Raw genomic sequence first — 18370 nt, 5'->3', positions numbered from 1 at the left:
CGTCGGAGATCACGTCGCAGGTGCCCCTTACAGCCGGGCGAGGACCTGCTCCGCGATCACCTCCCCGACCGCGAGGGACGCCGTCGCCGCCGGGCTGGGCGCGTTGATCACGTGGACCGCCCGCGCAGTGGACTCGATGACGAAGTCGTCCGCCAGCGTGCCGTCAGGGTGGAGGGCCTGAGCGCGGACGCCGGACGGGGCGCGGACGAGGTCGTCGAGCGCCAACTCCGGGACGAGCCGCCGTGCAGCGTTCCAGAACACGCGCAGGCTCAGCGACCGGCCCAGCTCGCCGAGCCCGGAGCGCAGGTGCCGCCGCGCGAGCCGCCGGAACGCAACCGACCCGAGCGCCTCGCCGAGGTCGCCCAGGCGATCGTCGCGGAGACGGTAGCCGTCGCGGGCGAACGCCAGCGCCGCGCTCGGCCCGGCGTCCACGGTCCCATCGATGCGGCGCGTGAGGTGAACGCCGAGGAAGGGGAGGGCGGGGTCCGGCACCGGGTAGATCAGCCCGTGCACGAGGCCGGCCGCCGCGGGGCGGAGCGCGACGTACTCGCCTCGGAAGGGGACCAGCTCCACGGACGGCCGGGCGCCGAACTGCTTCGCGACGCGGTCGGCCCAGAGGCCCGCGCAGGTCACGAGCGCACGCGCTTCGATAGGGCCGCGGTCGGTTTCCACGACCACGCCCGCAGCCGTCTCGCGTCCGCCCACCACCGACGTGCCGGTGCGCAACTCCGCGCCCGCCTCCAGCAGGCGGAGCGCCATGCGGTCGGCCACGGCACCGAAATCGGTCACGCCGGTGGACGGCACCCAGAGCGCGGCGACGCCCGCCGCGTGGGGTTCGTGCTCCCGGAGTCCGTCGGCGTCCAGCCGCTCGACGGCCACGCCGTTCTGGGCGGCCCGCTCTTGCAGCGCGTCGAGACGGGGCACCTCGGAGGCGTCGACGGCCACGACCACCTTTCCGGAGCGGACGAACGGGATGCCCTCGGCGTCGCAGAAGGCCTCCATCCGCGCCTTGCCCGCTTGGCAGAGCGCGGCCTTGCGGCTGCCGGGCCGGTAGTAGAGCCCCGCGTGGAGCACGCCCGAGTTGCGGCTCGACTGGTGGCGCCCGACGGCGGGCTCCTTCTCGACCACAGTGACGCGGAGGCCGGGACGTGCCGCCAGCGCCGCGCGTGCCGTCGCCAGCCCGACGAGGCCGCCGCCGACCACGATGAGGTCCGCGCGCATCTAGCGCACCAGCACGACGCGTGTCGTCCCCCGGGCGGTCTCGCCGCGAAGGCGGACGACGTACGTGCCTGCGGGCAACTCACGGCCATCGATGCGGATCGTCTGCCACTCGCCGCGCGGCGCGATGCCGTCGAACAGGATCTGCACGCGCCGACCTGCGAGATCGTACAGCTCGGCTCGGACCGGCTGCGTGGTCTCGACCCGGAAGCGGCTCGTCGTGGCACCCTGGAACGGGTTTGGCCGCGCCGACTCGAACTCGACCCCGACGACACCCGGCACGGTCGACACGTTGAACCCGATGGGTCTCAGCATCGGGCCGACGATGTCGCACTCATACGGCTGGCCCTCGCTGTGCAGCGCGCCCGACCGAATCCAGAAGACCGTGTCCTCGTTCTCGATGGACTCTGCGTCCACGAACGGTTCGAACTCGAAGGCGCACCCGGTCGAGACGGTCTGGCCGTCGTCGATCTCGTCCATCTTGTAGCGGAGGACGAGCACGTCGGTCTTGGAAAACACGTCTGCCGGGAGGCGCCGGTCCTCCTCGCCAGGGTGGATCTCATACCCGATGCCTGTGTCGGCGTCGACGATGCTGAAGTAGGTCGGGTCCGCGGCGCCCGCGAGGAGCCGCGAGGCCTCGGTCGTGAAGCGGAGCCCGGTGCTGCCCGGTGTCGGGTGCTCCCGAATGACATCGTTGTCCGGCGTCCCGTCGAGGTCGAAGTCGAAGCGCCAGTAGGCGTGGTGGCGGTGACCGGTCTGGGTGCAGATCGCGTCCGCGGCGGCGAACGAGAACTCGGGCCAGATGCGGCCGTCGGCATAGAGGTGCCACTTCATCCGGTACCGGTACCAGCCGGCCTGCATGTGGGCGGTCAGCACCAGCTCGTCGCCGTAGTCCTCGACCGAGACGCCCGTGAAGTCGCCCACGTCGCCTCCGGGGGTCGGGTTGGCGGGACCGTTGGCCTCGCACGCCGTCTGCACCGCGCCCGGCTGAGCCTGGGCGAGGCAGGGGAGCGTCAGCACGGCGTCGGCGCCTACGTCGATGAGGGCTTCTTCGTCCTGCCAGTCGCGGAAGCAGCCGCAGCCGCCCTCGTCGTACTCGACGTTGAGGACGGGCACGCTCGCCCGCGCGAACACGAGCCGCCCCCGGTAAAACACGTCGCGGAGTTCGAGCCCGCCGCCGTTGAGCGAGGTCCGGTTGGCGGGGCGGTACAGGTCGAACTCCCAGAGTGGAGCGTCCGCCGGCCAGGCGATGTGGCCGTTGGGGACGGTCGGCTCCGGGGGCCCTTCGAAATACCGGCTGCTGGTCTGGCACGTGCCCTCCGTCAACTCGATCTGGGCGAGGGCGGCCGGGGCCAGGAGCAGGCCGAGGCCGAGCAGGGCGACCGGCCCGATGCGGGAGTGTCGGAACATGGCTACAAGCGGGACTGCCGACGCGCAGCCGGGTGGGCGAGGTTGGTGTCCGCCTCGGGGTCGGCATCGGCGTCGAGGACGCGGAGCGTGCGGAGGTCGACGATCACGTAGCGAAGACGCTCCGCGGGCCGGCCGGGGGTCGTCTCGAACACATCCATCAACACGCAGCGCCCGCCGGGGCCGCACGGGTGGCCGTCCTCGCGGACGAGCGGGAAGCCGCCCTCGACGTGGACCGTCCCGCGTGCACCAGCGATCAGGGGCGCGATGTCCGAGTGCGAGGCCGTGAGCGTGCGCGCGGCCTCGGCCTCGTCGGGCGTCGGGGCGATCACGGACGACATCCGAACCGACTCTCGAAAGACGTGCCCGTCCGTGCCCGTGGTGCGGTCGGTCGTCGTGCCCGCGACGGGGTCGTAGGTCACCGTCCGCGTGACGCGCTCGCGGACGCCGCGGTCGGTCTTGACCGAGTCTGAGACGCTGAACAGCACGCGGGGGCTGCTCGCGCTCAGGCGCAGGGGCTGGGCGCCGGCGACGGGCACCACGAACAGGACCGCCAGCACGGCGGTCAGCCATCGGGCAGCAGGCATCTCGGTGGGGGGACGAGGAGGCCGCAATCTAGGGGGCGTAGGTGTCAATTCCGAATGGAGGCCCGTTTCGGCATGGCACAGCGGGGTTTCGTGAGGCGCGGGGCACCGGACCCGGCCGGGACGCGTTGCAGCGCCTCGTATCTTTCCGGCGTCCGTTGCCCCCTGTCCGAGGCTGCGCGTCGCACACTTCTTTTTGTCCCTTCCTGCTCCATCATGGCCTCCGACGACCGCCGCCCCGACGACTCCCGCTCGCGCTTCTCGATGCGGACGTTCCTGAGCCCCGAGGATGACGTGCCCCGTTCGGGGGACGAGCCCGGCGACGGCAGTGCGCGCGCCCATGACCTCGCCCCGGAGTCGTTCGGCACCGGTGGTGTCGACGACGATGCCCTCGACGCGCTCGTCCGCGCCGATGCGTCCGAGTTCGTGTCCGACGTGCCCACGCCCGAGGCGGAGACTCCGGCCTTCGTCTGGGCTGCCGGCGATGTGCCCGAGCCGGTCCCCGGTGACCTGGACGCCGCCGCGCCGATGATGAGCGAGAACCTGGAAGCGCTTCCTGTCGACGCGGTGTCGGAGACGGGCTCGTCGGCTCCCGATGCTGAGGCTGAAGACGCGCCGGCGTCCGCTCAGGCCCTCGACACGGACTGGACGGTGGCTGAGGGCGACTTCGCCCAGGCAGACTCCGACGACGCCTTCACCGGCCTGCAGGACGCCGATGCCCTGCCCGCCGCCGGATTCGACGGCCTCGGAGAGGGCGCGACCCTGCCGAAGGACTCCGGAGCGGAGCCTTCCGTCGGCGAGCCCATCGCTTCGGAGGCGCTCTCTTTCGACGCGTTCACGATGACCGAAGCCACGAGCGCCACCCCGGACGCCTCGGCGTCTGAGGTGTTGCCAACGGACGCGACCGCGGCCGAGCAGGAGGCGCTCGACAGTGACATCCCGACCTTCCTTCCCGCCACGTCGGTGGAGACGATGCCCGACGCCGACGTGGCCCTCCCCGACGCCGAACCGAATGCGGTGGAGCTGCCGACCGCCGAGGCGGGCGTGGCCACACCGACGACCCACCCTCCTGTGATTCAAGCGACCGCCGAGACCGAAGAGACCGCAGCGACCACCGACGCCGTCGACGACGCGTTCGAGGCTCAGGCTGACGCAGAGAAGGCCGACGCGCCTGGCCTCGGGAGCCCCGAGGGCACCCTGGAAGTCCCGACCCTCGGCCCGGAGGACTTTGAGCCTGAGGAACTGCGCCAGGCTCTCCGCACGATGATGGTCTCGCGGCGTCTCGACCAGAAGATGCTGACCCTGCTGAAGCAGGGGAAGGGCTTCTTCCACATCGGGTCCGCCGGGCACGAGGCGAGCCAGATCGCCGTCGCGCGTCACTTCGAGGGCGGCAAGGACTGGTTCTGCTTCTACTACCGCGACCTCGCCACGGCGCTCACGGTCGGCGTGACGCCGACGGAGGTGCTCCGCGCCCACTTCGGCAAGGCGGCCGACGTGTTCGGCGGCGGGCGCCAGATGCCTGAGCACTTCGGGCACCGCGATCTCAACATCCTGTCCACGTCGTCGTCGGTGGCCGCACAGTACGTGCCCGCGGTCGGCTTCGCGCTGGGCGTCAAGCGCGAGGATGCCGAGGCGGTGTCGGACGGTGCGTCGAGCCGCGCGGTCTACGTCTCTGGTGGCGAGGGCTCCACGAGCCAGGGCGCTTTCCACGAGGCACTCAACTGGGCCGCGCGTGAGGCGCTGCCGGTGCTCTTCCACGTGCAGGACAACAAGTTCGCGATCTCGGTCCCGGTGGATGAGCAGACCGCGGGCGGCTCGATCTGGCACCTCCTCGGCGGCTACGCCGGGCTCCAGCGGATCCGGTACGACGGCACCGACTTCTTCCAGTCGGTCGCGGCGGCGCGTGCCGCGATGGACCACATCCGCGCCGGGCACGGGCCGGTCGCGCTCCATGCCGACCTCGTCCGCCTGCTGCCGCACTCGTCGTCGGACGACCACCGCAAATACCGCGAGGCCGAGGCCATCGAGGCCGACGCCGCCCGCGACCCGATCCCGCGCCTCGCCGCGCGCCTCGTCGAGGCGGGCATCCTCACCGAGGACGAGATCGAGGCGATGCAGGTGGACATCGCGGCCGAGATCGACCGCCTGGCGCGAGCCGTCGAGGCCGAGCCTGACCCGGACCCGTCGGACGCCCTCCGTCACGTGTACTACGAGGGGCCGGACGAGCGGCAGTACGAGGTCGACGGTGAGACCGGCGACCTGATCGTGATGGTGGACGCCATCAACCACGCGCTCGACGAGGAAATGGCCCGCGACGAGCGGGTTCTCGTTTACGGCGAGGACGTGGGAGGCGGCAAGGGTGGCGTGTTCACTGCCACGCGCGGACTCACCGAGAAGCACGGTCGGCACCGCTGCTTCAACAGCCCGCTCGCCGAGCACTCCGTGATCGGGAGCGCTGTCGGACTGGCCGCGTCCGGTTACATGCCTGTCGTGGAGATCCAGTTCGCCGACTACATCTGGCCCGGCATGCAGCCGCTCCGGAACCAGGTCGCGTCGATGCGCTACCGCTCCAACGGGACGTGGGCCAACCCGATGGTCCTCCGCGTGCCGTGCGGTGGCTACATCCACGGCGGCCTGTGCCACAGCCAGAACGTCGAGGCGATGTTCAGCCACTGGCCCGGTCTCCATGTCGTGATGCCGTCCAACGCGGCCGACGCGAAGGGTCTATTGAAGACGGCCATCCGCGGGCAGGACCCGGTCATTTTCCTGGAGCACAAGGCGCTCTACCGCCAGGGTCCGGCGCGGCGCCCCGAGCCGCACGCCGAGTACCTCGTGCCGCTAGGCAAGGCGGTGGTCGCCCGCGAGGGCACCGACCTGACCATCGTGACGTGGGGCGCCATCGTGTACAAGGCGCTCAACGTGGCCAAGGCGCTGGAGAAGGAGGGCGTGTCGGTCGAGGTCGTCGACGTGCGCTCGATCCTGCCGTTCGACCGCGAGACCGTGCTCGCGTCGGCGCGCAAGACGGGCCGCGTGCTCGTCGCCTACGAGGATCACGAGTTCATGGGCTTCGGCGCCGAGGTGGCCGCCCAGGTCTCCGACGCGGCCTTCGGCCACCTCGATGCCCCGGTCAAGCGGGTCGCCGGGGCGTTCTCGTCCATCCCCTACGCCGACGCGCTGGAGAAGGCCGTCCTCCCACAGGACGACGACGTGCTCGCCGCCGCCCGCGATCTCCTCGCGTACTGACCGATGACTCGCATTCCTCTTCTGCTGTTTCTCGCCGTCCTCGCCTCGCTCCCCAGCCAGGCGCAGGCGCGGCTCGTGTTCGAGGCGCCCGTCCACGACTTCGGCGCCATCGCCGAGGCCGACGGACCGGCGGACCACACGTTCCACTTCACGAACGCGGGCGACGCGCCGCTGCAACTGACGGAGGTCCACGCCGCCTGCGGTTGCACCACGCCGGATTGGACGAGCGAGGCCGTCGCGCCGGGCGCAACGGGTGAGGTACGCGTCGTGTACGACCCCGACGGCCGGCCGGGCGACTTCGAGAAGACGGTTTCCGTGGTGGCGGAGGGCGCCGAGCCGTCGGCGGTGACGCTCCGCATCACCGGCGTCGTCCGCCCTGCGCTGGCCGACATCGGGGAGCGCATCGGGTCGCTCGCGTTCGATCATCTGGAGGCGGATGGGGGAGAGGCGCCACTCGGCGAGCCGCTCCAGGCGGCATTCCAGTTCGCCAACGCGGGAGACCGGCCCGTGCGCATCGAGCGCGTCGAGGCGCCCGAGGGCGTGGAGGTGGCGGCGCCGCCGCGTCCGTTCTTTCCCGATCATCTCGGCGGCCTGTTCGTCTCCATCGCCGACCCCGCCGCGCTCGCCGTGGATGGCGCGGTCTCGGTCGAGATCGTCCTGCACACCACCGACGCAGACGAGCCCGTCAAGCGGGTCCGCATGGTCGGCCGCGTAGGACCCGCCCGGACGCTTCCGGACAGCGAGTAAGACCGCGCGCCTCGGGCGCGTTCGAGGGGCATGATCCGCTTCCCGCTCGTTGCCGTCCTCGTCCTCCTGCTCTCCGGGGCGGCCGCGTCCCAGGCGTCTGTCGAGGCGCCGCTGACGCGCGTCCTCGCAGGCGTCGTCCAGTCCGATGGGCGAGTGGACTACGCTCGCCTCGCGTCGCTCCATCGTGCCGACCTCGACGCGGCGCTGGCAGCCGTCGCCTCGCAGGACCCCGCCGCGCTCCGCTCGGACGCTCAGAAGACGGCGTTCCTGGTCAACGCCTACAACGCCCACGTGCTGGCGCGCGTCCTCGCCTCGCCGCGGGCGACGAACCTCGAACGGCAGGATCTCTTCGGGGCGTTCTTCCGGCAGCCGGTCGCGGTCGCAGGCTTGCGGATGACGCTCGACCAGTTGGAGCATGGCGTCCTGCGCCGGCAGTCGCGGGTGAATGGGGCCGCGGTCCCGGCCGCGCTGGGGCGCCTGCGGCCGAGCCGGGTCGACTACCGCATCCACGCCGCGCTGAACTGCGCCGCGGTCTCGTGCCCGCCGCTCGCTGGTCGCGCCTTTCGCGCCTCGTCGCTCGACGCCGACCTCGACGCCCGCTTCCGTGCGTTCGCCGGGTCGGCCCGCGCTGCTCGCCTTGACGGCCGCCGACTCGTGCTGTCGTCCCTGTTCGACTGGTTCGCAGACGACTTCGAGGCCGCTCGGCCCGTCGGGGATGTGCTGCTCGCCGCCATGCCCGCCTCGCGGGCGTCGTCGCTCCGGTCGCGGCTGGCGGGCAAGACGGCCGCCCAACTCCGGAGGGACCGGACGGTGACATTCGCCTACGACTGGACGGTCAACCGGGCGCGGTAGTCTGAGGTGGCGCGCGCGTGCCGAGGTGGGCATCTTCGCCTCACGCCTCACGCCTCACGCCTCACGCCTCACGCCTCCATGCCCACTGTCCTCCAGGTCAACACGTCTCCCGGTGGGGTCCCGAAGCTCGCCGTAGCCGAAGCTCATGTCGGCCGCGAGGGGCTGAGCGGCGACAGCGTCAACCACCCGAAGGTGCATGGAGGCCCCGAGCGGGCCGTCTGCCTGTTCTCGCTGGAACTGATCCAGGCGCTTCAAGCGGAGGGGCACCCGATCTTCCCGGGCGCCATCGGCGAGAACCTGACCGTATCGGGGCTCGACTGGCCGGCACTGGAGGTCGGCGATGTGCTGGACGTGGGAGAGGCGCGGCTCCAGTTGACCCAGCGCGTCGAGCCCTGCAATACCATCGCGGCGTTCTTCGCAGACCGGGCGTTCAAGCGCATCAAGCCGGACCGAGCGCCCGACGAGACCCGCTGGTACGCTCGCGTGCTGACCGAAGGCATCGTCCGTCCGGGGGATGCGGTCTCCGTCGTGGAGAGCGGCGTGGACTCATCCGTTTGAGAGGCGCCGGCGGCGGCACGATTCAGTCGGTCCGCTCCTGCCCGGTCGGGTCGTAGGGAATGCCGTCCTGCCCTGCCTCGGGCGTCGGGTCGAGGCGGCCGATCAGGCGCGTCTCACGCACGAGGCCGACGAGGTATACGACCGCCAGCAGGACGACGCTGAGAACACCGAGTGCGTCGAAGAGCGTCCAGGTGGTGCCGAAGGCGGCCCACTCGCGCGGACCGGCGGCCCACGCAAGCGTGTTGAAGCCGATGGCGATCAGCCGGAGCTCGGTCGGCCCGAGGAGGCCGAACGAGATTTTGAATACGTCCCGCGCGATCGTCACCATGTTGACGAGCAACATCAGCATGAGCACGCCCACGCAGACGGCCAGGGCGATCTCCATCTTCAGGAGCCCACCGGCCCCGAGGCCCACGCACAGGGCGACCGTCGAGATGGCGTCCGCCTGGTGGTCGACGAAGAAGCCGTACTTCTCGCGACGGATCTGGCGAACGCGGGCCAGCGTGCCGTCGAGGCTGTCACCCCACCAGTGGATCACGAGACCCAGCGACGCGACATGGAGCCAGACGGGGTTCGAGCCAGCCAGACCGTAGGCGACGGCTGACAGGAACGACCCCACGATGGCGATGCTCGTCAGCCCGTCCGGCGTCATCCAGTCCGGCAGCCGGGCGGCCATGCGCGGCAGCGCCCAGCGCTCGAAGCGACCCAGCAGGATGTCGTTGACGCGCCGCTTCGGCGCCGGAGGGGGGGCCACCGGAGCGGGCTCTTCGAGAACGGTCGGGGAAGGGGAGGGCACGTCGGGCACGTCGGAGGGAGACGCGAAGGTAACCGGAGTGTTATCGGCTCTCCTGTGACATCCGTACCAGACGCAGGGCGGGCACCCTCCCGGAGCGTGCGCCCCGCGTCTGGTCTGGGCACCCGGCGCTACGCGGAGACGGCCGAGTCGTGGACCGTCGCGAGGGCCTGGTCCAGGTCCGCGATCAGGTCCGCCTCGTCCTCCACGCCGACGCTGAGGCGCACGAGGCTGTCGGGCAGGCCCGCCGCGCGACGCACCTCCGCCGGGATCGAGCCGTGCGTCATCGATGCGGGGTGGGAGACGAGGCTCTCGACGCCGCCGAGGCTCTCGGCCAGGGAGAACAGCTTCGTGGACTGCATGAAGCGGACGGCTGTGTCGAGGGTATCGTCGGCGAGGACGAGCGACACCATGCCGCCGAAGTCGTGCATCTGCTTGGCTGCGATGGCGTGGCCGGGGTGATCCTCGAAGCCCGGGTACAGGACACGGGCGACGGCGTCGTGACCGCGGAGGTACTCGGCGACCGCCCGTGCGTTGGCACAGTGGCGCTCCATGCGGAGGTGCAGGGTCTTGGTGGACCGGAGCAGCAGGAAGCAGTCCTGGGGCGCGGGCGCCGCGCCGACCGACTTGATCTGGAAGCGAAGGTGCTCGGTCCAGTCCTCGTCGGACGTGAGCACGGCGCCGCCGATCACGTCGGAGTGGCCACCGATGTACTTCGTGGTGGAGTGCAGCACGAGGTCGGCGCCGAGGGCCAGCGGCTGCTGGAGGTACGGGCTCGCGAATGTGTTGTCGACGGCGACGCTCGCACCGCCGTCGTGGGCGACCGCCGACAGCGCCTCGATGTCGTAGATGCGGAGCAGCGGGTTGGTCGGCGTCTCGATCCAGACCAGCTTCGTCGCGTCTGTCATCGCGTCGGCGAGCGCGTCGGGCGAGGCGAGGTCGACGAACGTGAACTCCACGCCCATCGGCTGGTGGATCTGCGTCATCAGGCGGTAGGTCCCGCCGTAGAGGTCGCTCGTCGAGACGACGTGGTCGCCGGGGCGGAGCCGCCGCAGGATGGCATCGATGCCTGCGACGCCGGACGCGAACGCGATGCCGTGGGCAGCGCCTTCCAGCGACGCGAGGTTCTCCTCCAGAGCTGTCCGGGTCGGGTTGCCGACGCGGGCGTAGTCGTAGCCCTTGTGGACGTCCGGCGCCTCCTGGACGTAGGTGCTGGTCTGGAAGACCGGCGTCATGATGGCGCCGGTGGTCGGGTCAGGCTGCTGGCCCGCGTGGATGGCGCGGGTGCCGAACTGAAAGTCGGCGTCAGCCAAGCCGGGGGCGTCGGCGCCGAGGGAGAGGGAGTCGGACATGAGGGGCAGGGGGAAACAGAAGCGGGGGCGCGGCGAACCACGCCCCCGCGGGGTCAGGCGATCCGGAGTCGGACCTTAGTTCATCGAGATGCCGGCGCACTCCGAGACGGCCTGGGCCTCGTCGACGCGGTTGAGCTGCGTGTAGACGCGGAAGAGCGCGTCGCAGACGCCCGCCTCGTCCTCGGTGCCCGCGGAGAGCGTGCGCGCCTGCATCAGCGGAGCGACAGACATCTCCAGGTTCTCGTTGCGCTGCTCGATGAGCGCGTCCGCCCCGTCGGCCTCCGGGTCGGCGATGTACTGCTCGTTGAGAGCCGCCGCGCGGTTCTGGAAGGCCGCGCCGAGGTTGTAGAACGCGTCCGAGTTGTCAGGCGCGAGCCGGGTCGCCTCGGTGAGCTGCTCGACGGCCTCGTCGTAGCGCTCGGCCTGGAGCAGGAGCGCGCCGTAGTTGTAGCGGTACGTCGGGTTGGTCGGCTGCTGGTCGACGACGGCCGCGTAGCGGTCGATGGCCTGGTCGGTCTGACCGGCGAGCGTGTAGGCGTTCAAGAGCATCGTCTGCACGTCCTCGTCCTCGGGGAAGCGCGACTGGGCGCCTTCGAGGAACGTGACGGCGTCCGAGGGACGGTCGGAGAGGACGAGGGCGCGGCCGTAGTAGTAGGCCAGGATCGGGTCGTCCGGAGCGACCTCGACGCCGCGCTCCAGCGGCGCGAGCGCCTGAGCGGCGTCGCCGGTGCGGAGGTTGGCAAGGCCGAGGCCGAGGTACCCCTGCGACGAGTCCGGCACGAGCTGCGTGGAGCGCTGGAAGTAGCCGATCGCATCGGCGACATCCGCCTGCGGGTCGCGGATCAGCTCGTTGCCCGCGTTGATGGCGAGCACCCAGAGCGACAGGTTGACCGTCTCGTTGGTCGGGTCATCCGGCGCGAGTGACGCAGCGCGCTCGGCGGTCGAGACCATGTCGTCGAAGTTGGCCGCCAGGAAGGCTGCCTTGGGCTGGGCGCCCGGCGTGTTCTCGTACTGCTGGCGGAGGATCTCGACGCGCAGCTGGAGCGCCTCGACATTGTCCGGGTTGGTGGCGAGGGCCTCGTCGATGTTCTCGAGCGCGCGCTCGTAGTCGCCGTTGCGGAGGTCGAGCTTGGCGCCTTCGACGTTGGGGTCGCTGGAGCAGCCGTCGGCTCCGCCCGCGAGGAGGGCGAACACGAGGGCGAGGAGGAGAGTGGGGATGCGTGAGGGCATGATGAGGTGGCGGGCGGAAACGCGGGAGAAGCGCCTCGGGGGATCACGAGGCGGGTCGGGTGGGTCGTACCCTTCCACGCCCAACCTACCGCCTGGGTCCGGCTTCGCCCGTCCTCCACAGGCTTCTTATCCATGACTCCCGCCGCGCACGCCCTCACCGACGGCCTCATCGACTACGCGGGCCTGTTTCCGCCCGCCTCGCTCGACCTGCCGCCCGCCGTCGCGGCCTACGCCCGGCACCGGCGCAGCGCCGAGGCGGGCCTGCTCGCTCGCTTCATCCTCCCGGCCAGCCGCCTCGGCGCGCTGGTGGAGGCGATGGACGAGGCACAGGTCTCCGGTCCGTGGGCGCTCTCCGTCCTCGGGCTGCCCCCGGAGGGCGACGACTGGCTCGGCGCCGCGCGACGGACGCTCGACGCCGCCCGCGCCACCGAGGCGGCCCACCCCGACCGTCTCCGGTGCGACCGGTTCGAGTTGAAGCTGCCCGCCGATCTCGCTCGTGACGCGGACGCGCTCGCCGGGATGCTGGGCGCGCTGGACGACGCCTTCGGCACGGGCGCCGCGCCGCGGGCTGCCCTCGAAGTGCCGGTTCTCGACGCGCCCGACAGCGTCGCTCCAGCCGCGCAGGCCGTCGCCGATGCCAACGGGCGAGCGGGGCGGCCCTCGTTCGCGCTCAAGTTCCGCTGCGGCGGGGTGACGCCGGACCTCGTGCCTGGCGTCGAGACGCTCGCGACTGCCCTGACGGATGCGCTGCGGGCGGGCGCTCCCTTCAAGGCGACCGCGGGCCTCCATCACCCGCTCCCCAACGACGACGAGGCGGTCGGGGCGCGGATGTTCGGCTTCCTGGGTGTCTTCGGGGGCGCGGCGCTCGCCCGCCTCCACAGCCTCGGACCGGACGACCTCGCCGAGATCCTGGCCGACGACGACGCCTCCGCGTGGTCCGCCGGCGACGATCTCCAGTGGCGGTCGCTGCGCGCATCGGCGGCCGAGGTCGCCGATGCGCGCCAGCAGGCTGCACTCAGCTTCGGCTCGTGCTCCTTCGACGAGCCCATCGACGACCTCCGCGCGCTCGGCTGGATCTAGATCCGGAGCCGACGCCTCCCTGGCCCGTGACACTCCTGGAGACGCCTTCCGGTGTTCAGGGTGTGCGCCAGGCCCCCGTTCTCTTTTCCGTCGGGCCCTCCCGACCGCCGGCTCACCTTTTCTGATGACTCCCTTTCTCGACCTCGCTTCCGACTCCGGCTTCGGCCTCGCCAACTTGCCGTATGGCGTCTTCTCGACAGCCGGCCACCCTGCCCGCGTGGGCGTCCGCCTCGGCGACTGGGTGGTGGACCTCGATGTGCTGGAACAGCACGGTCTGATCGCCGCTGCCGGGGCCGGGCGCGGGCCCGTGTTCAGCCACGCGTCGCTGAACGCCTTCATGGCGCTCGGGGCTGACGCGTGGGATGCCGTCCGCTCCCGCCTGCAGGATCTGCTGCGCGCGGATGGAGCGCCGGATCTCAGGGACTCCGCGACACTGCGCGAGCACGCCATCGTCCCGCTCGCGGACGTGACGATGCACCTCCCGGCCGAGATCGGAGACTACACCGACTTCTACTCGTCGCGGCAGCACGCGACCAACGTCGGGACCATGTTTCGCGGGCCCGAGAACGCCCTCATGCCGAACTGGCTGCACCTGCCGGTGGGCTACCACGGCCGGGCGTCCTCGGTGGTCGTGAGCGGGACCGATGTCGTCCGTCCGAGCGGCCAGCAGCGGCCCGACGACGACGCGCCGCCGGTGTTCGGTCCGTCGAAGCTGCTCGACATCGAACTGGAACTCGGCTTCTTCGTCGGGCCTGGCAACGACCTCGGATCGCCCCTCCCGATGGCCGAGGCAGGCCGGCAGATCTTCGGCTTCGTGCTGGTCAACGACTGGAGCGCGCGCGACATCCAGAAGTGGGAGTACGTGCCGCTGGGGCCCTTCCTGGGCAAGAACTTCGCCACCTCGGTCTCGCCCTGGGTGGTCCCGTACGCCGCGTTGGAGCCGTTCCGGATTCCGGGGGAGGCGCAGGACGCGTCGGCGGGCAACCCCGAGCCGCTGCCGTACCTCCGCCAGCCCGAGCCGCGAAGCCTCGACATCGACCTGACGGTGGCGTTGGAGACGGCCGCGATGCGCGAGGCCGGCGCCGACCCGCACGTCGTGGCCACCTCGAACGCGAAGAACCTCTACTGGAGCCCCGAGCAGCAACTCGTCCACCACACCGTGAACGGCTGCAACGCGCGCCCCGGCGACCTGATGGCGTCGGGGACGATCAGTGGGGAGGAGCCCGGCAGCTACGGATCGTTCCTGGAACTCTCCTGGCGCGGCACCCGGCCCCTCAGCCTCCCGGACGGCGACACCCGGACGTTCCTGCGCGATGGAGATCGTGTTCTGCTCTCCGGCGAAGCCGTCCGAGGCGACCTTCGAATCGGGTTCGGAGAGGTCACGGGGACCATCCTTCCCTCTGACTCCACGGCTGGCGGCCTCCCTCTGGCTTCGTAAGGCCCCTATATTCAGGCGCATTCGGGCGGTCCCCACCGCCGGCCCGTGCCTCCCCAGACCGCCCCGGCGGTCGCATCGCGTCACGGAAACCGCTCCGCATGCAGGTTGCTCACCACTCGTTTCGGCAACACGCCCTTCGCCTGTCCGACTTCGGATTCGAGTATCCCAAGGGACTCGTGGCGGCGTACCCCGCGGAACCGCGGGACAGCGCACGGCTGATGGTGGTGGACCGAGCCAGCGGCACCATCGAGCACCGGACGGTCCGCGACCTTCCCGAGTACTTCGGCGCCGGGGACGTGTTCGTGGCCAACGACACGATGGTGTTCCCGGCCCGGCTCCGCGGCATCAAGGAGAACACAGGCGCCAAGATCGAGGCGTTTCTGCTCCGGGAACTGAACTCCGAGCACCGCCTCTGGGACTCCATCGTGGACCCTGCGCGGAAGGTGCGTGTCGGCAACAAACTGGTCTTCAGCGACACGCTCGCCGCCGAGGTGATCGACAACACCACCAGCCGCGGGCGGACGCTCCGGTTCATGTTCGACGGCTCGCCGGAGGCTCTCTACGAGGCCATCGACGCGATCGGGGAGACGCCGATCCCGCCGTACCTGCGCCGCAAAGCCGAGCCCGCCGACCGGGTCCGCTACCAGACGCTGTTCGCGCGCCGCCGCGGGGCCGTGGCTGCCCCGACCGCCGGGCTCCACTTCACGCCCGACCTGCTTCAGGCGATGACGGACAAGGGGTGTGAGGTCGCCAACGTGACGCTCCACCTCGGGCTGGGCTCGTTCCAGCCGGTCGAGGTCGAGGACCTCTCGAAGCACCGGATGGACTCGGAGTACTTCGAGGTCCGCCCGGAGGCCGTCGAGCGCGTCAACCGTGCCATGGCCGACCCGGATGCCACGGTGACCGCGTGCGGGACGACGGTGCTGCGCGCCATGGAGTCCACGCTGTCCGCCGCGAAGACGCTCAAGGTGGGGCGGGGCTGGACGGACAAGTTCATCTACCCGATCCACACGTTCCACATCGCCGACCGGCTGCTGACCAACTTCCACCGGCCGCGCTCGCCGCGCATGATGATGGTGGCGGCCTACATGGGCTACGAGTTGCTGGTGGAGGCATACGAGACCGCGATCCGCGAGGAGTACCGCCTCTTTTCGTTCGGCGACGCGATGCTGGTGTTGTAGAGATGGGCCACGGGGTACGGGACGCGGGAGGCCCGTCGGATGCGAGTCCGCCGCCCGGCCCGAGCGTGGGCGTGGTGTTGCCCGCAGGCGGGTCCGGGTCTCGGATGGCGGAGGCAGGCGCGCCGCCGAAGCAGTTCCGCCGCCTCGGAGGCGCTCCGGTGCTGGTGCAGACACTGCGTGCGTTCCACCGGCACCCCGCAGTCAATGTCGCCGTGGTGGTGGTCCCGGTCGGGGAGGAGGCCGCCACCCGTGCGCTTCTGGCCGAGTACGGTGCCGAGGCAGACGTGGTGACGGGAGGGCCGAGCCGACAGGCGTCCGTGGCCCACGGGGTCCGCGCCCTGCCCCCAGCCGTGCGGACGGTGCTCGTGCACGATGCCGTTCGGCCGTTCGTCTCGCAGGCCGTTATTGCATCTGTCCTCCAGGCTGTCCTCGCGCATGGCGCGGCCGCGGCGGCGCTGCCGGTCGCCGACACCCTCCGCCAGGGAGGACGTGGACCCCTCTTCGGGACGACGGTGCCTCGGGAGGGGCTGTGGGCCATGCAGACCCCACAGGGAGCGCGCCGTGACTGGCTCGTACGGGCGGCGGCCAACGCGGCGGGGCACCTCGCCACGGACGAGGTCGGCCTGCTCCAGCATGCGGGGCACCCGGTCTGGATCGTGGAGGGGGACGCGCGCAACACGAAGCTGACCCGCCCCTCGGACTGGAAGCTGGCGGAGGCACTCTGGCCGGACTGGGCAGCGAGTGAGGAGTGAGGACGTACTGGTACGATGTTCGGTCGGCGGTCCCATTTCGGAGTCATCTTGCGGGTCCCCATCTCCACCCCTATGCGCATCGGCCACGGTTACGACGTTCACCGCCTCGTCGCAGGGCGCCCGCTGATCCTGGGCGGCGTGACCGTGCCCTCCGAGGTCGGCCTCGACGGCCACTCCGATGCCGACGTGCTGACGCACGCCATCATCGACGCCCTCCTCGGGGCGTCGGCCCTCGGCGACATCGGAGCCCTCTTCCCGGATACCGACGCCGAGTGGAAGGGGGCCGACAGCATCGGCCTGCTTCGCGCGGTCGTGCAGCGAGTCTCCGAGGCGGGCTGGGGCGTCGGCAACGTGGACGCGACGGTCGTGCTGCAGCGGCCCAAGCTGCGGTCCCACATCGACGCCATGCGCGAGACGCTGGCTGCGGCGTTGGGCGTCGGCCTCGGGCAGGTATCGGTCAAGGCCACGACGGGGGAGGGGATGGGATTCGTCGGGACGGGCGAGGGCGCAGCGGCACACGCCGTGTGTCTCTTGATCCAGGCCTAAGGTGGAGACCTGGGTCCCCGACTTCATCGCGTGGCTGGAGGCACTGCCGCCGGTCGGGATTTACGCGGTGCTCCTGGGCGTGGCCTACGGCGAAAACCTCGTCCCGCCGATCTGGGGGGACACCGTGATCGTCCTCTGCGGGTCCCTGGTCGGGCTCGGCGTGCTCTCGTTCTGGCCGACGGTCGCGCTGGCGTCGCTGGGGGGAGCAGCTGGCTTCCTGACCGTGTTCGCTGCCGGACGACGTCTGGGCGTAGCCATCCACGACCCGACGCGGTGGCGTTGGATTCCACGCGGTGCGCTGGCGAGGGTGGAGGGCTGGCTGGACCGGTGGGGCTATGCGGTGATCGCGGCCAACCGGTTCCTCGCAGGCGGTCGGGCCGTGATCGGCCTCCTGGCTGGCGCGTCGGCGCTGCGCTGGAGGCCGACGATGGTCTGGGCCACGGTCAGCGCGATCGCCTGGAGCGTGCTGCTGGTCTGGGGAGGCGCGCTGCTCGGCCGCGAGTACGACCGGTTGCTGGAGTGGCTCGCTCAGTACGGCCGTGTGGTGACGGCCCTTCTCGCGATGTGCCTCCTGGGCGTCACAATCAGGCGTTGGCGGCGTCGACCGAAGAACTCACCGCGAAGAGACCCTCCCGGAGCCGCATTGCCCCCCTCCGGCGGTTGACCTCCGGCGTCCGGCCGGGCTAGCTTCGCACTTCGCGATGCCCGCGCTGCTGGCGTAGCTCAGTTGGTAGAGCAGCTGATTTGTAATCAGCAGGTCGTGGGTTCGAGTCCCTCCGTCAGCTCCGCCGATGGGCGCTCCGATCCGAGCATCGCATGTTCTTTCACCGGGCAGGTGGCCGAGTGGTTAAAGGCGACAGACTGTAAATCTGTTCTCATACGAGTACGGAGGTTCGAATCCTTCCCTGCCCACGATGAAGCTGTCTGCGGACGGCAGTCGTGTTCTCGACGCAGTCGGGCACATGGCTGCGCGTCCGCGGTCGGTTTTGCGGGAGTAGCTCAGTTGGTAGAGCGTCACCCTTCCAAGGTGAATGTCGCCGGTTCGAGCCCGGTCTCCCGCTCTGAGGGCCAGACGGCCCCGCGGGGCCATCCCGCACATCGCCTCCTTAGCTCAGTGGTAGAGCACTTCCATGGTAAGGAAGGGGTCCCCGGTTCAAATCCGGGAGGAGGCTCTGCGGCTCCGGCCGCGTCCGTGACCTCCTCAACCTGCGCTGCGCGCAGTAACGACACAGACCCATGGCGAAGGAACAATTCCAGCGGAACAAGCCCCACGTGAACGTGGGCACGATCGGCCACGTCGACCACGGCAAGACGACGCTGACGGCGGCGATCACGAAGGTGCTCGCCGAGAAGTCGGGCGGCGTCGCCAAGGGCTTCGACGAGATCGAC

The 18370-nt window shown here is 70.7% G+C and carries 17 protein-coding genes and 4 tRNA genes; 15 read left to right on the top strand and 6 right to left on the bottom strand.

Annotation, left to right across the window (positions count from 1 at the left end):
* Positions 1–27: 27 nt before the first annotated feature.
* The 3 genes from lhgO to B1759_RS17750 are packed head-to-tail and all read right to left on the bottom strand — an operon-like array spanning position 28 to position 3212.
* Positions 28–1221, bottom strand: a complete 1194-nt coding sequence (lhgO, locus tag B1759_RS17760; protein ID WP_095516425.1) for an L-2-hydroxyglutarate oxidase — start codon at positions 1219–1221, stop codon at positions 28–30.
* Positions 1222–2628: a T9SS type A sorting domain-containing protein gene (locus tag B1759_RS17755; RefSeq protein WP_095516424.1), complete on the bottom strand. Its 1407-nt coding sequence runs from the start codon at positions 2626–2628 to the stop codon at positions 1222–1224.
* 2 nt (positions 2629–2630) lie between these two features.
* Positions 2631–3212: a hypothetical protein gene (locus tag B1759_RS17750; protein WP_095516423.1), complete on the bottom strand. Its 582-nt coding sequence runs from the start codon at positions 3210–3212 to the stop codon at positions 2631–2633.
* A 213-nt stretch (positions 3213–3425) separates the two neighbouring features.
* On the opposite strand from B1759_RS17750, the gene B1759_RS17745 reads away from it, so the two are divergent.
* From B1759_RS17745 to B1759_RS17730, 4 genes are all read left to right on the top strand, one after another.
* On the top strand, positions 3426–6452 hold the full coding sequence (locus B1759_RS17745) for a thiamine pyrophosphate-dependent enzyme (RefSeq protein WP_198949007.1): 3027 nt from the start codon (positions 3426–3428) through the stop codon (positions 6450–6452).
* A 3-nt stretch (positions 6453–6455) separates the two neighbouring features.
* Positions 6456–7199 (top strand): DUF1573 domain-containing protein, encoded by a 744-nt coding sequence (locus B1759_RS17740; RefSeq protein WP_095516422.1) that lies wholly within the window; start codon positions 6456–6458, stop codon positions 7197–7199.
* A gap of 30 nt (positions 7200–7229) precedes the next feature.
* On the top strand, positions 7230–8051 hold the full coding sequence (locus tag B1759_RS17735; RefSeq protein ID WP_095516421.1) for a DUF547 domain-containing protein: 822 nt from the start codon (positions 7230–7232) through the stop codon (positions 8049–8051).
* Between the two features lie 78 nt (positions 8052–8129).
* Positions 8130–8609 (top strand): MOSC domain-containing protein, encoded by a 480-nt coding sequence (locus tag B1759_RS17730; protein WP_095516420.1) that lies wholly within the window; start codon positions 8130–8132, stop codon positions 8607–8609.
* Between the two features lie 22 nt (positions 8610–8631).
* Here the strand turns inward: B1759_RS17730 and B1759_RS17725 are convergent, their stop codons facing one another.
* From B1759_RS17725 to B1759_RS17715, 3 genes are all read right to left on the bottom strand, one after another.
* Positions 8632–9405 (bottom strand): CDP-alcohol phosphatidyltransferase family protein, encoded by a 774-nt coding sequence (locus B1759_RS17725; protein WP_143537474.1) that lies wholly within the window; start codon positions 9403–9405, stop codon positions 8632–8634.
* Positions 9406–9533: 128 nt separating this feature from the next.
* Positions 9534–10754 carry a cystathionine gamma-synthase gene (locus tag B1759_RS17720; RefSeq protein ID WP_095516418.1) on the bottom strand — a complete coding sequence of 407 codons (1221 nt, stop codon included), beginning with the start codon at positions 10752–10754 and terminating at the stop codon, positions 9534–9536.
* 75 nt (positions 10755–10829) lie between these two features.
* Positions 10830–11984, bottom strand: coding sequence for a lipopolysaccharide assembly protein LapB (locus tag B1759_RS17715; RefSeq protein WP_095516417.1), 1155 nt, complete (start codon positions 11982–11984; stop codon positions 10830–10832).
* Positions 11985–12116: 132 nt separating this feature from the next.
* Between B1759_RS17715 and B1759_RS17710 the strand changes: the two genes are divergently transcribed.
* From B1759_RS17710 to B1759_RS17665, 11 genes are all read left to right on the top strand, one after another.
* Complete coding sequence (locus B1759_RS17710; protein ID WP_095516416.1) at positions 12117–13064, top strand: hypothetical protein; 948 nt, start codon at positions 12117–12119, stop codon at positions 13062–13064.
* A gap of 124 nt (positions 13065–13188) precedes the next feature.
* Complete coding sequence (gene fahA, locus B1759_RS17705; protein WP_095516415.1) at positions 13189–14502, top strand: fumarylacetoacetase; 1314 nt, start codon at positions 13189–13191, stop codon at positions 14500–14502.
* Between the two features lie 98 nt (positions 14503–14600).
* Entirely contained in the window at positions 14601–15683 is a 1083-nt protein-coding gene (gene queA, locus B1759_RS17700) for a tRNA preQ1(34) S-adenosylmethionine ribosyltransferase-isomerase QueA (protein WP_095516414.1), read from the top strand.
* 65 nt (positions 15684–15748) lie between these two features.
* Complete coding sequence (gene ispD, locus B1759_RS20080) at positions 15749–16435, top strand: 2-C-methyl-D-erythritol 4-phosphate cytidylyltransferase (protein WP_304442431.1); 687 nt, start codon at positions 15749–15751, stop codon at positions 16433–16435.
* A 72-nt stretch (positions 16436–16507) separates the two neighbouring features.
* Entirely contained in the window at positions 16508–16981 is a 474-nt protein-coding gene (ispF, locus tag B1759_RS20075) for a 2-C-methyl-D-erythritol 2,4-cyclodiphosphate synthase (protein ID WP_198949003.1), read from the top strand.
* Between the two features lies 1 nt (position 16982).
* A complete protein-coding gene (locus B1759_RS17690) occupies positions 16983–17645 on the top strand; it encodes a DedA family protein (protein WP_095516413.1) in 663 nt (220 codons plus the stop codon).
* Between the two features lie 48 nt (positions 17646–17693).
* Positions 17694–17766, top strand: a tRNA-Thr gene (locus B1759_RS17685).
* Positions 17767–17810: 44 nt separating this feature from the next.
* Positions 17811–17893: transfer RNA gene (locus B1759_RS17680), tRNA-Tyr, on the top strand.
* Positions 17894–17969: 76 nt separating this feature from the next.
* Positions 17970–18042, top strand: a tRNA-Gly gene (locus B1759_RS17675).
* Positions 18043–18081: 39 nt separating this feature from the next.
* Positions 18082–18153: transfer RNA gene (locus B1759_RS17670), tRNA-Thr, on the top strand.
* 64 nt (positions 18154–18217) lie between these two features.
* Positions 18218–18370 (top strand): GTP-binding protein (locus B1759_RS17665; protein WP_233134430.1); only part of this gene is annotated, 153 nt, incomplete at its 3' end.

Origin of the sequence: Rubrivirga sp. SAORIC476 (genome assembly GCF_002283555.1) — a bacterium.
GTDB lineage: Bacteria > Bacteroidota > Rhodothermia > Rhodothermales > Rubricoccaceae > Rubrivirga.
The sequence above is the reverse complement of the archived record's forward strand: the minus strand, read 5'-3'. Positions and strand labels throughout refer to the sequence as shown.

Excerpts from the sequence above, each read along its gene's own strand:
- B1759_RS17735 (WP_095516421.1), top strand. The coding sequence starts at position 7,230 with ATGATCCGCTTCCCGCTCGTTGCCGTCCTCGTCCTCCTGCTCTCCGGG.
- ispF (WP_198949003.1), top strand. The coding sequence starts at position 16,508 with ATGCGCATCGGCCACGGTTACGACGTTCACCGCCTCGTCGCAGGGCGC.
- B1759_RS17745 (WP_198949007.1), top strand. The coding sequence starts at position 3,426 with ATGGCCTCCGACGACCGCCGCCCCGACGACTCCCGCTCGCGCTTCTCG.
- B1759_RS17730 (WP_095516420.1), top strand. The coding sequence starts at position 8,130 with ATGCCCACTGTCCTCCAGGTCAACACGTCTCCCGGTGGGGTCCCGAAG.
- queA (WP_095516414.1), top strand. The coding sequence starts at position 14,601 with ATGCAGGTTGCTCACCACTCGTTTCGGCAACACGCCCTTCGCCTGTCC.
- B1759_RS17740 (WP_095516422.1), top strand. The coding sequence starts at position 6,456 with ATGACTCGCATTCCTCTTCTGCTGTTTCTCGCCGTCCTCGCCTCGCTC.
- B1759_RS17720 (WP_095516418.1), bottom strand. The coding sequence starts at position 10,754 with ATGTCCGACTCCCTCTCCCTCGGCGCCGACGCCCCCGGCTTGGCTGAC.
- B1759_RS17750 (WP_095516423.1), bottom strand. The coding sequence starts at position 3,212 with ATGCCTGCTGCCCGATGGCTGACCGCCGTGCTGGCGGTCCTGTTCGTG.
- fahA (WP_095516415.1), top strand. The coding sequence starts at position 13,189 with ATGACTCCCTTTCTCGACCTCGCTTCCGACTCCGGCTTCGGCCTCGCC.
- B1759_RS17755 (WP_095516424.1), bottom strand. The coding sequence starts at position 2,628 with ATGTTCCGACACTCCCGCATCGGGCCGGTCGCCCTGCTCGGCCTCGGC.
- B1759_RS17710 (WP_095516416.1), top strand. The coding sequence starts at position 12,117 with ATGACTCCCGCCGCGCACGCCCTCACCGACGGCCTCATCGACTACGCG.
- lhgO (WP_095516425.1), bottom strand. The coding sequence starts at position 1,221 with ATGCGCGCGGACCTCATCGTGGTCGGCGGCGGCCTCGTCGGGCTGGCG.
- B1759_RS17715 (WP_095516417.1), bottom strand. The coding sequence starts at position 11,984 with ATGCCCTCACGCATCCCCACTCTCCTCCTCGCCCTCGTGTTCGCCCTC.